This is a genomic window from Amycolatopsis sp. N2S4-7, assembly GCF_058119595.1.
The window spans coordinates 9,666,811-9,680,514 of the sequence record NZ_CP172299.1 but is presented as its reverse complement, the minus strand read 5'-3'; the positions used below and the strand labels follow the sequence as shown (position 1 = coordinate 9,680,514).

Below are 13,704 nucleotides of genomic sequence, written 5' to 3'. Positions count from 1 at the left end.
ATAGATCGTTATACGCCGCTATGCTGGGATCATGGGGATCCGAGGGGGAATTCTGCCGGCGGCTGCTGCGCTCGCGCTGCTCACCGCCTGCACGACCGCCGAACCGGTGGCGCAGACCACGACCACGACCGCCACGACTTCGAGCAAGCCGGTCCCGACGTCCGACGCGCCCGCGCTGGGCCCGGGGCCCGGTTCGCAGCCGCCGACCACGTCGCAACCGCCGCCGCCTCAGTCGCCGGACAAGGTCACCTCCGCGTGTCCTTTCCTCGGCATCAAGGACGTCAGTGAGGCGATGGGGGCCGCCCTCGATTCCTATGCCGTCGAAGAGGCGCCCGACTCGCGGCCGGGGGTCATGGGTTACCACTGCAACTACGCCAGCCGGACCGGGGGGCGGCAGGTGTTCGACCTCTACCTCGACGTCGTTCGGGGTACCGGGCAGTTCACCTCGCTGGTCAAGGAGTGGACCAAGGACTGCACGGAACCCGCGTCCCCGGTCGCCGGCGTGAACGGAACCGCGCGGACCTGCCGCGTCGACGGGCACGACGTCAAGCTGCTGGTCGCGAAGAAGAGCCACGGCGAGACGCGGCTGGCCGGGCTCTACCTGGCCTCCCACCGGGCCGACACCTACACGCGCATCGCCCAGCTCCTCACCGAGCGGCTGTAGCTCAGACGCGGGTCAGGCGGTACCAGACCTCGGGCCGCCCGACCTGGCCGTAGTGGGGCTCGCGGTGGGCCATCCCGTTGTCCGCCAAGTACTCCAGGTACCGGCGCGCCGTGACGCGGGACGCGCCGATCGCGCTCGCCGCCGCCCCCGCCGACAGGCCTTCCGCGGCGCCGGACAGCGCGTCCCTGATCGCTTCGAGCGTCTGGACGCTCATCCCCTTCGGCAGCGGGGGCTGCTCGGTGGTGCGCAGCGCCCCGAGGGCCCGGTCGATCTCGGCCTGGCCGGTGACCTCGCCGGACGCGTCGCGGAACTCGGCGTAGCGCTCGAGTTTCTCGCGCAGGGTGGCGAAGGTGAACGGCTTGAGCAGGTACTGCACCACGCCGACCGACACCGCGGCCTTCACCAGGCCGAGGTCCCGCGCCGACGTCACGGCGATGACGTCGATCGGCAGCCCGGCCGCGCGCAGCGAGCGGCACACCGCCAGGCCGTGCGTGTCCGGCAGGTAGAAGTCCAGCAGCACCAGGTCGACCGGCTCGCGCTCGCAGAACCGCAGCGCGTCGCCGCCGGAGTGGACCACGCCGGCCACCGAGAACCCCGGGAGCCGTTCGACGTAGACGCGGTGCGCCTCGGCGGCCACCGGCTCGTCCTCCACCACCAGCACCCGGATCACCGGTCCGCCTCCTGCCGCGGCAGCCGCACGGTGAACACCGCGCCCCCGTCCCGGCCGACGTCGACCGTACCGCCGTAGCGGCGCACCGCCTGGCCGACGAGCGCCAGCCCCAGCCCGTGGCCGTCCTCCGCCTTCGTCGACCAGCCGCGGCGGAACACGTCGGCGTCGTCGGGGACGCCCGGGCCCGTGTCGGCGACGCGCAGGAGCAGCCCGCCGTCGTCGGTGCGGGCGGTGACGACGACCTTGGGGTGCCCGCTCCCGCGCACGGCCGCGTCGAGGCCGTTGTCGATCAGGTTGCCGAGGATGGTCACCAGGTCCCTCGCTTCGATCCCCAGCGAGACGTCGTCGATCACGGTGTCCGGCGTGACCGTCAGCTCGACCCCGCGTTCGCTGGCTTCGGCGGCCTTGCCGAGCAGCAGGGCCGCGAGCACCGGCTCGGCGACGGCGCCGACGACGCGGTCGGTCAGCTCCTGGGCGAGCGCGAGCTCGGCGGTCGCGAACTCGACGGCCTGCTCGGGTTTGCCGATCTCCACCAGGGAAACGACGGTGTGCAGCCGGTTCGCGGCCTCGTGCGCCTGCGACCGCAGCGCCTCGGCCAGGCCGCGGGCGGTGGTCAGCTCGCCGGTCAGCGTCTGCAGTTCCGTGTGGTCGCGCAGGACGACGACGGTGCCCTGCGCGCGGCCGCCCGAGCGGACCGCGGTCGTGCTGACCAGCAGCACGCGGGAGTCCGTCAGGTGCACCTCCTCGGCCCGGTTCTCCGACGACGTGAACGCCTTCGCCAGCTCGTCCGGCAGGCCCAGCGACGCCAGGTCGCGCCCGACCGGGTCGGCGGTGAGGCCGAGGAGGGTGCGCGCGCCGTCGTTGCAGAGCCCGATCCGCCCGTCGTGGCCGACCAGCAGCACGCCTTCGCGCACCGAATGCAGCACGGCCTCGTGGTACTCGAAGAGGTTGCTCAGCTCGTCCGGCGCGACCCCCCGGGTCTGGCGCCGCAGCCGGGCGCTGATCAGCCAGCCGCCGAGGGCGCCGACCAGCAGCACCGCGCCGGCGACGCCGAACAGCGGCCACAGCCGTTCGCGCAGCTCGGCCGAGATCGCCGCGACGGTGATCCCGACCGCGACCAGCGCGATCACCCGGTGGCCGGCGTCGAACACCGGCACGACCGTGCGCACCGACGGGCCGAGCGAGCCGGTGTAGGTCTCGGTGAGCTCTTCGCCGCGCTGGGCCTTGTCGATGTTCCCGATGTAGTGCCGGCCGATCAGCGCGGGGGTCGGGTGCGTGTAGCGGATCCCGGCCGGGCTCATGATCGTGATGAAGTCGACGTGGGTCTGGTCCTTCAGGCGCAGCGCGAACGGCTGGAGCGCCGCGCTCGGGTCCGGCGACGCCACCGCCGCCACGACGCCGGGCTCTTCGGCGACCGTCACGGCGACCGCGCGGACCTGGTCCTCGGCGTTCTGCTTGACCGCGCGCCGCGCGTCGAGCCAGGCGAACGTGATCCCGGCTCCGGCCAGCACGCAGAGCACCACGAGCTGCAGCACGAGCAGCTGGCGGGCCAGGCTCCAGTGGGACCGCACCGTCGGGAACACCTCCTCATACCAGCACACCCGCGCGCCGGTGTCCGAACGGGACGGTCCGATCCACACGCGAACTCAATGAACACAAGTGAGCCGGGTCACCGGAGTGCGCCTACAGTGTGCCGCAACCTGGACACCCCTGAGCTGGAGGCAACGGTGCCTACACCGACCCCCGACGCGGCGCCGCGCCGCGACAAGACCCGCTACCTGTACCTGGCCGTGATCGTCGCGGTCGCCCTGGGCATCGCGGTCGGCTTCCTCTTCCCCGGCTTCGCCAAGGGCCTGAAGCCGCTGGGCGACGGCTTCGTCAACCTGATCAAGATGATGATCTCGCCGATCATCTTCTGCACCATCGTGATCGGCGTCGGCTCGGTCGCGAAGGCGGCGAAGGTCGGCAAGATCGGCCTGATGGCGCTGGTCTACTTCATCGCGATGTCGACGTTCGCGCTGGCGATCGGCCTGATCGTGGGCAACCTGCTGCACCCCGGCAGCGGGCTGCACCTGAACCCCGCCGACGTGAAGAGCGCCCAGAAGTCGGCCACCGGCGCCGCCGGCCCGGTCGAGTTCGCGTTGAGCATCATCCCGAAGACGCTCGTCTCGGCGTTCACCGAAGGCCAGGTGCTGCAGACGCTGCTGGTCGCGCTGCTCGTCGGCTTCGCGCTGCAGAAGCTCGGCCCGAAGGGCGCGCCGATCCTGCGCGGGATCGAGCACATCCAGCGGCTGGTGTTCCGGATCCTGGCGATGATCATGTGGGCCGCCCCGATCGGCGCGTTCGGCGCCATCGCCGCGGTGGTCGGCGCGACCGGGGTCAACGCGCTGAAGAGCCTCGCCGTGATCATGATCGGCTTCTACCTGACCTGCCTGGTGTTCGTCTTCGGCATCCTCGGCCTGGTGCTGTGGGCCGGTGCGCGGGTGAACATCCTGAAGCTGCTCAACTACCTGCGCCGCGAGTTCCTGCTGATCCTGTCGACGTCGTCGTCCGAGTCGGCCCTGCCGCGGCTGATCGCGAAGATGGAGCACCTCGGCGTCGGCAAGTCGGTCGTCGGCATCACCGTGCCGACCGGCTACTCGTTCAACCTCGACGGCACCGCGATCTACCTGACCATGGCGACGCTGTTCATCGCCTCTGCCCAGGACGCGCCGCTGTCGATCGGTTCGCAGATCGTCCTGCTGCTGTTCATGATCATCGCCTCGAAGGGCGCGGCCGGCGTCAGCGGCTCGGGCATCGCGGTGCTCGCCAGCGGCCTGCAGTCGCACCGGCCCGACCTGGTCAACGGCGTCGGGTTCATCCTCGGCATCGACCGGTTCATGTCGGAGGCCCGCGCGCTGACCAACTTCGCCGGCAACGCCGTCGCGACCGTCCTCATCGGAAACTGGACGAAGGAGTTCGACCGCGAACAGGCGCAGCGCGTCTTCGCCGGGCAGGAGCCGTTCGACGAAGCCACGATGCTCGACGAGCACGAGGCGAGGCCGGAGCCGGAGGGCGAAAAGGTTCCGGTCTGACCCCCTGACGTTCGTGCTCACTGCCCCCGCTGAGCACGAACCACCGCGGGCCGCGGCGCGAGTTCCCCCGACCTCGCGCCGCGGCCCGTTCCACGTTCAGCCGGCGGCCTGGCCGTCGTAGGCGACGCGTGCGGCGGCGATCTCCTCGCGGTGCCGCTCCGCCCAGCCGAGAAAGCCGTTCAACGACTGGTAGAGCTCCTTCGCCATCGGCGTGGCTTCGTACTCCACGCGCGGCGGGACGGTCGGGTAGACCGTGCGGACCAGGAGGCCGTCGCGCTCGAGGTTGCGCAGGGTCAGCGTCAGCATCCGGCGGCTGATCCCCTCGACCGAGCGCTCCAGCTCGGTGAACCGCACCGGGCCCCGCGTGGCCTCCAGGAGGATGCCGATCGCCCACTTCCCGCTGATCCGGTTGATGACCTCGAGCACGGTGCAGACGTCGAGTTTTTCCGGGTCGATCTCGGTGACCTGGACGGGTACATCGATGTTCCCCTGGGACATGAAAGTGCCTCCTTCCGGGCGCACCCATGGTCACACATGATGGGCACTGTTACAAGAAGTGCCCTGGCAACGACCAGGGGGAACGCTCGACTGGAGGGGCCTGACATGGCCGAGAACCACCCCACCCGCTCCCGCGGCCTCGCGTTGGCGGTGCTCTGCGCCGCTTCGCTGATGGTCGTGCTGGACAGCAGCATCGTCGCGGTGGCGCTGCCCGCCATCCAGGCCGACCTCGGGTTCACGCCCGCCGGCCTCGCCTGGGTGGTGACCGCCTACCTGGTCGCCTTCGGCGGCCTGCTCCTGATCTCCGGCCGGCTCGGCGACCTGCTGGGCCGCCGCCGCGTCTTCCTCGGCGGGCTCGGCCTGTTCACCTTCGCGTCCCTGGTCGCGGGTCTGGCCACGGACGCGGGCGTCCTGGTCGTGTCGCGGTTCGCCCAGGGCGTCGGCGGCGCGCTCGCGTCGGCCGTGGTGCTGGGCATGATCGTCACGATGTACCCCGAGCCGCGAGCCAGGGCCAAGGCGATCGGCGTGTACAGCTTCACGCAGGCGGCGGGCGCGTCGATCGGGCTCATCGCGGGCGGCGCGCTCACCCAGGCGCTGGACTGGCACTGGACGTTCTACGTGAACCTGCCGATCGGCGTGGTCGCCCTGGTGCTGGCCGTCCGCGTGGTCGAGGCGGACCGCGGGACCGGCCTGCGGGCCGGGCTCGACGTCCTCGGCGCCGTGCTGGTCACCGCCGCCGTGATGCTCGGTGTGTACGCGATCTCGTCCGCCGTCTGGGGCGCCCTGGCCGCGGCCGTCGTCCTGCTGGCCGCGTTCGTGGTGCGGCAGGCGAAGGCCCGCACGCCGCTGCTGCCGTTGCGGGTGTTCCGGATCCGCGCGGTCACCGGCGCGAACCTGGTGATGGTGCTGATGGTCGCCGGGATGCTCGGCTTCCAGTTCGTCACGGCGTTGTACCTGCAGCAGGTGCTGGGCTTCGACGCGCTGGGCACCGGTGTCGCGTTCCTGCCGGTGCCGGTGGTGATCGCGGTGGCGTCGCTGGGCTTCGCGGACAAGCTCGCCGCGCGGTTCGGGCCGCGGGGGGTGCTGCTGGGCGGCCTCGGCCTGGTGATCGTCGGCCTGGTGCTGCTCACCCGGGTTTCGGGCTCCTACTTCGCCGACGTCCTGCCCGCGCTGCTGCTGATGGGTCTCGGCGCCGGCGTGGCGATCCCGGCCCTGATGGGGCTGGCGATGTCGGACGTCGCCCCGTCGGACGCGGGTGTCGCGTCCGGCCTGATCAACACGACCCAGCAGGTCGGCGCGGCGGTCGGGACGGCGGTGCTGGCGTCGGTCGCGGCATCCCGCACCGCGAGCCTCGGCGGGGTGGACCACCGCGAGGCGCTGGCGGCCGGGTTCCGGCTGGCCTACGGCGTCAGCGCCGGGTTCCTGATCGCGGCGGTGGCGCTGGGCGGGCTGGTCCTGGCTCGCCGCGCCCGCCGGGTCACGGCTCCCGTCGCCGAGCCGGAAGTGTGCGTCGCCGGTCAGGTCAGGTAGGCGGAAAGACCACGGTGGCCCCGCCGCATCATCAGCGCGTGGTTCGCGCGGAAGATCGGCCGGGCCACCGTGTCGAGGCGCCGCAGCAACTCCTTGCGGGCCTGGACGTCCTGGGTGATCTCCAGCAGCGTGCCCGCGCCCGCCGCGCGGACCGCGCCCGCCAGTACCCCGTCGAGGTCGCCGCTGAGCCTGACCCGCATCAGGCCCGTGCGCTCGTCCTGGTGTTCCCGGTGCATCCGGACGACCAGCCGGAACGGCAGCCGGGACCGGCAGACCAGCTCGGCGGTGTCGTCGTCCACCCGGCGCACCGCGCGGACGTCCGACCACCACCGCGGGTAGCCGGCGAGGTCGGTGACCACGCCGAACACCCGCTCGGGCACGGTTCCCGGCAGCAGCCACGTGCTGCGGAACCGGTAGCGCGCGTCCGTCATGCCCGTCAAACCTGGGCCGAGACCAGCTTCCGGCCGTCCACCGTGACGATGTCGACCGACTTCACGTCGTCGGGCGCGACCAGCGCGGACCCGTCGAGCGTGAAGCCCTGGCTCTCCCACTTCTCGGACACCTGCCAGCTGCCCGCCGTCACCGCCTGGCCTTCCTTGGTGACGATCTGGAGCAGGCACTTCTCCCCGGCCCGGACGCCCTTGACGCTGACGTTCGTCCGGACCCAGCCCTGGAACGGGCTCACCGACGCGGTCAGCTGCACCCCGGTCGTCGGGTCCCGGCCTTCGACGGTCTTCGTGCCGGGCACCTCCGGCCCGGGAAGCGCCTGCGGCGGTGGCTCGGCCGTCTGGCGGCCCACCAGCACGCCGCCGCCGAGCGCGGCCACCACCAGCACCGCCGCGGCGACCAGGGCCAGGCCCCGGCGTGGCGAGCGGGCGGGTGCCACCGTCTTCTCCTCGTCGCGCACCCGGCGCAGGGTCTTCTGCAGCAGCAGATCCCCACCCTCGGGCGGCCCTTCGAGGAACGCCTCGGGCGGCACCTCATCGAGCGACTCGCGCAACGCCACGAGCTCGTTCAGGTCGAACCGGCACTGCGCGCAGGTCTGCAGGTGCCGCCGCTCGAAGTCGGCCGCCTCCGCCGGGTCGAGCGCCCCGAGGGCGTACGCGCCGAGCTGCGTGTGACTCTCGTCGACCGAGTTCATCGCGCCACCTCCGTTCCGCTCGAAATCATCGCTGCCCTCAGTGCTCTCAGTGCGTAGTAAGACCTTGATTTCACGGTACCCGGTGCGACGCCCAGTGTTCTCGCCGCTTCGGCCACCGTCCGTCCCCGGTAGTAGATCTCCACCAGGACCTCTCGGTGTTCGTTCGAAAGGCCGTCCATCGCGCCGAGCACGGTCATCGAGTCGACCACGCTCTGGGCGTGGTCCCGCTCGACGGCCGGGGTCGGCACGCCTTCGGCCGGTTCGGCCACCTCCTGTGGCCGCGCCGCCCGGGCACGTGCCCGGTCGGTCACCAAGTTGCGCGCGACGGTCAGCAACCAGCCGCGCACCGAGCCCTTCCCGTCGTTCTGCAGGTTGTCGGCGTGTTTCCACGCCCGGACCAGCGTCTCCTGGACCACGTCCTCGGCTGCCGCCCGATCACCGGTCAGCCTCGTCGCGTAGGCCAGCAGGCTTCGCCCGTGTTCGGCGTACAGCTGCCGAATCAGGTCTTCGCCTTTGGCCTTCTTAGGCCGCCTGCCTCCTATGGCCACCCTCGTCCTCCCGACGGTGTTCTGAGTCGGCGAGGACAGTACTGCAAGCCTGAGTGCCACCGGCGGTGCGTGCGTCGAGCGCAGCGCGACCATGGTGTTCATCGGCTGCCCGTCCTTCCTCGTTGTCCCGGAAAACCGTCGTCTGTCAGGACCCGGCGCCGCCGGCCTTGCCACCCGCGGTGATCTTGCTGCCGTCCGGGGCGACGGCGAACCACGTGCCATTCGCGCCCTGGCCGTTCAGGTCACCCGCCGCCTTGTCGCCCGCGAACTCGTACAAGGGCCAGCCGTTGAGCGTGATCTGCTTGCTGCCGTCCTTGCGGGTCGCGGTGCCCACCTGGGTGTCCTGGATGCCCTTGAGCATCGGCGTGGCCACTCCGGCGAGCATCGGCGGCCACTGGGTGGCGCACTCGCCGTCGCAGTTGGACGTCGGCGGCTGGGAGAGGTCCTTGTCGAACCGGTAGAGCGTCTTGCCGTCGGCGTCGGTGACCACCGCGCCCACGCCGTTGACCGTGGCGACCTGGAGCATCTTGTGCCCCGGTTCCCCGTGTTGCGGCCCTTGGGCACCATCGGCCATCTCACCGCAGGCGGACAACGAGGCGACGGCGACCAGCGCCACCGCGCTGACGACCACCGGCCGGATACGGTTCATGACGTTCTCTCCTCGGTGAGGGCGGCACCGCCGTCCGGCGGACCTCGACACCTCAGACACGGACGGTGGCCGGGAACGGTTCAGCGGGATTCGCGCGCTTCGGCGCCGGGGTGCGGCCGGATTGGTGTGTTCCGGTGATCGGCACGATCTTGTCGCCGTGCGGCCGGGTTCCTAAGCTGATCACGTCCGCACCGCCGCCCCCGCAGTTCCCGGAGGCCGCCGTGCCCGTCAAACCCCTCGTCCTGGTGGCGCTGCTGGCCGCGGGCTGTTCCGCGGCTCCCCCGCCGTCCTTCACCGCGACCCTGACTTCGCCCACGGACGTGGTGCTCAGCTGGCCGGACGACGCCGACGGGCACCGCGTCGAGTACGCCAACGACCCCGCCGGACCGTGGACGACGCTGCGGTTCCTGCCACCGCACGTGACGAGTTACCACCACCCGGACCTGATCCCGGAGACGCCGTTCTACTACCGGGAGCAGCCGTTCTCCGGCCCGGTCTCGACGGAGTTGCACGCGGTGCCCACGGGCGACACGGTGACGTTCACGTGGCCCGACCGCACCCCGGACGAGGCCGGGTTCCTGCTGGAGATCCGGCGTCCGGGCGCGCCGGAGTTCGACCCGGTCGAAGTGACCGGGCCGGACGTGACGACCTGTGCGCTTTCGCTGCTGCCCGGCGAGGAGGGCTCGGCCTACCGGCTCCGGGCGCTGCGCTACGGCCCGCTCTCGCCGGTGGTCCACCAGACCACCGGCAAGGAGCGGTAGCCGTCACTCGGCCGAGAGCACCGTCCGCAGGAACTCGCCCGTGTAGCTCTCCTCGACGCCGGCGACGTGCTCCGGCGTGCCCTCGGCGACGATCGTGCCGCCGCCGGAGCCGCCCTCGGGGCCCATGTCGATGATCCAGTCGGACGTCTTGATCACGTCGAGGTTGTGCTCGATCACGATCACGGAGTTGCCCTTGTCGACCAGGCCGTTGATCACGCCGATCAGCTTGTTGATGTCCTCGAAGTGCAGGCCGGTTGTCGGCTCGTCGAGGATGTAGACCGTCTTGCCCGTGGAGCGCTTCTGCAGCTCGCTCGCCAGCTTGACGCGCTGCGCCTCACCGCCGGACAGCGTCGGCGCGGGCTGGCCGAGCCGGACGTAGCCGAGGCCGACGTCCACCAGCGTCTGCAGGTGGCGGTGGATGGCCTTGATCGGCTCGAAGAACTGCGCGGCCTCCTCGATGGGCATGTCGAGCACGTCCGAGACGGTCTTGCCCTTGTAGTGCACCTCGAGGGTTTCCCGGTTGTACCGCGCGCCCTTGCAGACCTCGCACGGGACGTAGACGTCCGGCAGGAAGTTCATCTCGATCTTGATCGTGCCGTCGCCGGCGCACGCCTCGCAGCGGCCGCCCTTGACGTTGAACGAGAACCGGCCCTGCTGGTAGCCGCGCACCTTCGCCTCGGTGGTCGCCGCGAACAGCTTCCGGACGTGGTCCCAGACCCCCGTGTAGGTGGCCGGGTTGGACCGCGGGGTCCGCCCGATCGGCGACTGGTCGACGCGCACCAGTTTGTCGACGTGGCCCAAGCCGTTGACGCGGGTGTGCCGGCCGGGCACCTGGCGGGCGCCGTTGAGCTTGTTCGCCAGCACCGTCGCGAGGATGTCGTTCACCAGCGTCGACTTGCCCGAGCCGGAGACGCCGGTCACCGAGACCAGGCAGCCGAGCGGGAACGAGACGTCCAGGCCGCGCAGGTTGTGCTCGCGCGCGCCGACGACGGTCAGCTGGCGCTTCTTGTCGACCGGCCGCCGGATCGCCGGGATCTCGATCCGGCGGCGGCCGGACAGGTACGCGCCGGTGAGCGATTCCTTGCTCTTCAGCAGCTTCTTGTACGGTCCACTGTGGACGATATGGCCGCCGTGCTCGCCCGCGCCCGGGCCGATGTCGACCACCCAGTCGCTCGAGCGGATGGTGTCCTCGTCGTGCTCCACGACGATCAGCGTGTTGCCCAGGTTGCGGAGCCGGGTGAGCGTCTCGATCAACCGGTGGTTGTCGCGCTGGTGCAGGCCGATCGACGGCTCGTCGAGCACGTACAGCACGCCCACGAGACCCGAGCCGATCTGGGTGGCGAGCCGGATCCGCTGCGCCTCGCCGCCCGACAGCGTCGCCGACGCGCGGTCGAGCGAGAGGTACGTGAGGCCGACGTCGAGCAGGAAGCGCAGCCGCGCCTGGATCTCCTTGAGCACCGCGCCGGCGATCATCGCCTCGCGCTGGCCCAGCTCCAGCTCGTCGAGGAACTGCGACGCCTCCGCGATGGACAGCGCGCAGACCTCGGCGATCGACATGTCGCCGCGGGTCTTGTGCTGCAGCGTGACGGCGAGGATCTCCGGCTTGAGCCGGGTGCCCTGGCAGGCCGGGCACGGCACCTCGCGCATGTAGCCCTCGTACCGCTCGCGCATGTACTCGGACTCGGTCTGCTCCTGCCGCCGCTCGAGGAACGGGATGACGCCCTCGAAGTTCGCGTAGTACGAGCGCTGGCGGCCGTAGCGGTTCTTGTAGCGGACGTGCACCTGCTCGTCGACGCCGTGCAGCACCGCCTTCTGGGCGCGCGCCGGCAGCTTGCGCCACGGCGTGTCCATCCGGAAGCCGATGGTCTCCGACAGCGACTCGAGCAGCCGGATGAAGTAGTCCGCGCTCTGCCCGCCCGACCACGGCGCGATCGCGCCCTCGGCCAGCGACAGCTCGTCGTCCGGCACCACCAGCTCCGGGTCGACCTCCTTGCGGATGCCGATGCCGGTGCACTCGGGGCAGGCGCCGTACGGCGAGTTGAAGGAGAACGAGCGGGGCTCGAGGTCCTCGATCGCCAGGGGGTGGCCGTTGGGGCAGGCCAGGTTCTCGGAGAAGCCGCGGATCCGGTGCGGGTCGTTCTCCGGCAGGTCGACGAACTCGAGCTCGATCAGGCCGTCGGCCAGCCGCAGCGCCGTCTCGACCGAGTCGGTGAGCCGCTGGCGCGAGCTCGACTTGACGCTCAGCCGGTCGATCACCACGCCGATCTGGTGCTTTTCCTGCTTCTTCAGCTTCGGCGGGTCGGTGAGCGCGTGCACGGTGCCGTCGACGACCACGCGCGCGTAGCCCTGCTGCTGCAGGTTCTCGAACAGGTCGACGTACTCGCCCTTGCGCCCGCGCACCACGGGCGCGAGCACCTGGAAGCGGACGCCTTCGTCCATCTCCAGCACCTGGTCGACGATCTGCTGCGGGGTCTGCTTGCTGATCGGCTCGCCGCACTTCGGGCAGTGCGCCTTGCCGGCGCGGGCGTAGAGCAGGCGCAGGTAGTCGTAGACCTCGGTGATCGTGCCCACGGTCGAGCGCGGGTTGCGCGAGGTGGACTTCTGGTCGATCGACACCGCGGGCGAGAGGCCCTCGATGAAGTCGACGTCCGGCTTGTCCATCTGCCCGAGGAACTGGCGAGCGTACGCCGACAGCGACTCGACGTAGCGCCGCTGCCCCTCGGCGAAGATGGTGTCGAAGGCGAGGCTCGACTTCCCGGACCCGGACAGGCCGGTGAACACGATCAGGCTGTCGCGGGGCAGGTCGAGATCCACGCCGCGGAGGTTGTGCTCGCGGGCGCCGCGAACAACGAGGCGATCAGCCACGCCAGGGTCCCTTCAATGTCATTCTCAGGTGCGGTCGCCGGCCCGGCCTGGAGGCTCTACGGGCGGCCGCGTCCATGCTACGAGCCACCACCGACAGAAACTGGCTCCGAGTCTCTGACCTGCGGTTCTTCGGGCTTCCGGCGGCTGGTGAGCCACCGGTGGGCCGGACGTTCGACCCCCGCGGTGATCGCCCAGCCCCCCAGCACGGCGGCGGCCAGGACCGCGGGGAGCCGCAGCCAGCCGGGGACGCCGGTGTTCAGGAGCGCGCGGGCCAGGATGTAACCCAGTTCCTGGTGCACCAGGTAAAGACCATACGAGATGCCCGCGAGCCAGGTGACGGCCGGGGCGATCCGCGCCAGTCCGGGGAACCGCCAGTCCGGGCCGCGGGCGGCCAGGCAGACCAGCAGGAGCAGGACGGCGAACCCGATCGTGGACGGCCAGCGCTCGGCGTCCTGCGGCAGCGCCCGGTGGAACGGGAACACCTGCAGGTCCTGCGCGGCGACGGCGGCGACCACGAACAGGGCGGCGTGCCACGTCTCCAGGCGCTTGCGGCTCCACAGCCAGATCGCGGCGCCGATGGCGAAGACGTGCGTGCGCTGCAGGCCGAGGCCGTAGAAGACCGAGTCGACAACCTTCTGGGCCGTCGTCGGCGCGAGCGACGGGGGGAAGACCGCGAACCGCAGGACCAGCGGCACGAGAACGAGCGCCCAGAGCAGGCCGACGGTCACCCGGTGCGTGCGCCAGGCCCGCGGCCACAGCAGCGCGGCGGCGGCGAAGGCCATCAGCTGCACCGGGAGCGTCCAGTAGGCGCCGTCGAGGTAGTAGAACGTCTCGAAGCGCCAGCCCCACTCCTGGACCATGCCCAGGTTGGCGAGCAGGTCGAGCGGGGTCGGGACGTACCAGGGCGACGGGTCCGAAGGCAGGCCCTGCGGCACGCCGAAGAGGAAGCCGGTGAGGCCCGGCGGGAACGGCAGCCCGCTGAAGCGGATGGCGGCGTACCGGGTCACGAGGTAGGTGAGGACCACCGCGGCGAAGTAGGCGGGGACGAGCCGCGCGATCCGGTTCCAGAGCCACCGGCGCGGATTGCCCTTGCGGAGGCTGGCGCAAACGAAGAAGGCGGAGATCACCAGCAGGATCGCGGCGCCGAACTGCGCCGTCACCCGCACGGGGTACCCCGTGAGCTCGGGGTGCAGGAGCGCGCCCTGGTGGGTGACGTGCCCGAGGACCACCGCGAGGACGGCGACGACGCGGAGGACGTCCCAGCTGATCCGGCGCGGCGCTGTCGGGGTGGTGGGCACGGTCTT

General features: G+C 71.2%; 13 protein-coding genes. 4 read left to right on the top strand and 9 right to left on the bottom strand.

Annotated elements, in window-relative coordinates; genetic code table 11:
* Positions 1-31: 31 nt before the first annotated feature.
* Positions 32-664 carry a hypothetical protein gene (locus ACH54P_RS45730; RefSeq protein WP_489909550.1) on the top strand — a complete coding sequence of 211 codons (633 nt, stop codon included), beginning with the start codon at positions 32-34 and terminating at the stop codon, positions 662-664.
* Between the two features lies 1 nt (position 665).
* Here the strand turns inward: ACH54P_RS45730 and ACH54P_RS45725 are convergent, their stop codons facing one another.
* A complete protein-coding gene (locus tag ACH54P_RS45725; protein ID WP_160702120.1) occupies positions 666-1,334 on the bottom strand; it encodes a response regulator in 669 nt (222 codons plus the stop codon).
* Positions 1,331-2,905, bottom strand: coding sequence for an ATP-binding protein (locus tag ACH54P_RS45720; protein ID WP_489909549.1), 1,575 nt, complete (start codon positions 2,903-2,905; stop codon positions 1,331-1,333). The genes ACH54P_RS45725 and ACH54P_RS45720 overlap by 4 nt, the downstream gene beginning before the upstream one ends.
* A 156-nt stretch (positions 2,906-3,061) precedes the next feature.
* On the opposite strand from ACH54P_RS45720, the gene ACH54P_RS45715 reads away from it, so the two are divergent.
* Positions 3,062-4,408, top strand: a complete 1,347-nt coding sequence (locus ACH54P_RS45715) for a cation:dicarboxylate symporter family transporter (RefSeq protein ID WP_489909548.1) — start codon at positions 3,062-3,064, stop codon at positions 4,406-4,408.
* Between the two features lie 96 nt (positions 4,409-4,504).
* Here ACH54P_RS45715 and ACH54P_RS45710 read toward each other — a convergent pair whose 3' ends face one another.
* Entirely contained in the window at positions 4,505-4,906 is a 402-nt protein-coding gene (locus tag ACH54P_RS45710; protein ID WP_489909547.1) for a winged helix-turn-helix transcriptional regulator, read from the bottom strand.
* Positions 4,907-5,011: 105 nt separating this feature from the next.
* On the opposite strand from ACH54P_RS45710, the gene ACH54P_RS45705 reads away from it, so the two are divergent.
* Positions 5,012-6,436 (top strand): MFS transporter, encoded by a 1,425-nt coding sequence (locus ACH54P_RS45705; RefSeq protein WP_489909546.1) that lies wholly within the window; start codon positions 5,012-5,014, stop codon positions 6,434-6,436.
* On the opposite strand, the gene ACH54P_RS45700 is transcribed toward ACH54P_RS45705, so the two are convergent.
* From ACH54P_RS45700 to ACH54P_RS45685, 4 genes are all read right to left on the bottom strand, one after another.
* Positions 6,424-6,867 carry an SRPBCC family protein gene (locus tag ACH54P_RS45700; protein ID WP_489909545.1) on the bottom strand — a complete coding sequence of 148 codons (444 nt, stop codon included), beginning with the start codon at positions 6,865-6,867 and terminating at the stop codon, positions 6,424-6,426. The genes ACH54P_RS45705 and ACH54P_RS45700 overlap by 13 nt on opposite strands.
* Before the next feature lie 5 nt (positions 6,868-6,872).
* Positions 6,873-7,577: an anti-sigma factor family protein gene (locus ACH54P_RS45695; RefSeq protein ID WP_489909544.1), complete on the bottom strand. Its 705-nt coding sequence runs from the start codon at positions 7,575-7,577 to the stop codon at positions 6,873-6,875.
* On the bottom strand, positions 7,574-8,125 hold the full coding sequence (locus ACH54P_RS45690) for a sigma-70 family RNA polymerase sigma factor (RefSeq protein ID WP_489917016.1): 552 nt from the start codon (positions 8,123-8,125) through the stop codon (positions 7,574-7,576). The genes ACH54P_RS45695 and ACH54P_RS45690 overlap by 4 nt, the downstream gene beginning before the upstream one ends.
* 145 nt (positions 8,126-8,270) lie before the next feature.
* On the bottom strand, positions 8,271-8,774 hold the full coding sequence (locus ACH54P_RS45685; RefSeq protein WP_489909543.1) for a COG4315 family predicted lipoprotein: 504 nt from the start codon (positions 8,772-8,774) through the stop codon (positions 8,271-8,273).
* A gap of 221 nt (positions 8,775-8,995) precedes the next feature.
* Here ACH54P_RS45685 and ACH54P_RS45680 point away from each other — a divergent pair, with 221 nt between their 5' ends.
* Positions 8,996-9,535, top strand: coding sequence for a fibronectin type III domain-containing protein (locus tag ACH54P_RS45680; RefSeq protein WP_489909542.1), 540 nt, complete (start codon positions 8,996-8,998; stop codon positions 9,533-9,535).
* Between the two features lie 3 nt (positions 9,536-9,538).
* On the opposite strand, the gene uvrA is transcribed toward ACH54P_RS45680, so the two are convergent.
* Together uvrA and ACH54P_RS45670 are read right to left on the bottom strand one after the other, a co-directional pair.
* The gene (uvrA, locus tag ACH54P_RS45675) at positions 9,539-12,400 is read right to left on the bottom strand and encodes an excinuclease ABC subunit UvrA (protein ID WP_489909541.1); all 2,862 of its coding nucleotides are present in this window, start codon (positions 12,398-12,400) and stop codon (positions 9,539-9,541) included.
* 77 nt (positions 12,401-12,477) lie between these two features.
* Positions 12,478-13,698, bottom strand: a complete 1,221-nt coding sequence (locus ACH54P_RS45670) for an acyltransferase family protein (protein ID WP_489909540.1) — start codon at positions 13,696-13,698, stop codon at positions 12,478-12,480.
* Between the last annotated feature and the right edge of the window lie 6 nt (positions 13,699-13,704).

Coding starts and splice junctions, on each gene's coding strand:
- ACH54P_RS45705 (WP_489909546.1), top strand. CDS start 5,012: ATGGCCGAGAACCACCCCACCCGCTCCCGCGGCCTCGCGTTGGCGGTG.
- ACH54P_RS45695 (WP_489909544.1), bottom strand. CDS start 7,577: ATGAACTCGGTCGACGAGAGTCACACGCAGCTCGGCGCGTACGCCCTC.
- ACH54P_RS45730 (WP_489909550.1), top strand. CDS start 32: ATGGGGATCCGAGGGGGAATTCTGCCGGCGGCTGCTGCGCTCGCGCTG.
- ACH54P_RS45700 (WP_489909545.1), bottom strand. CDS start 6,867: ATGACGGACGCGCGCTACCGGTTCCGCAGCACGTGGCTGCTGCCGGGA.
- ACH54P_RS45685 (WP_489909543.1), bottom strand. CDS start 8,774: ATGAACCGTATCCGGCCGGTGGTCGTCAGCGCGGTGGCGCTGGTCGCC.
- ACH54P_RS45710 (WP_489909547.1), bottom strand. CDS start 4,906: ATGTCCCAGGGGAACATCGATGTACCCGTCCAGGTCACCGAGATCGAC.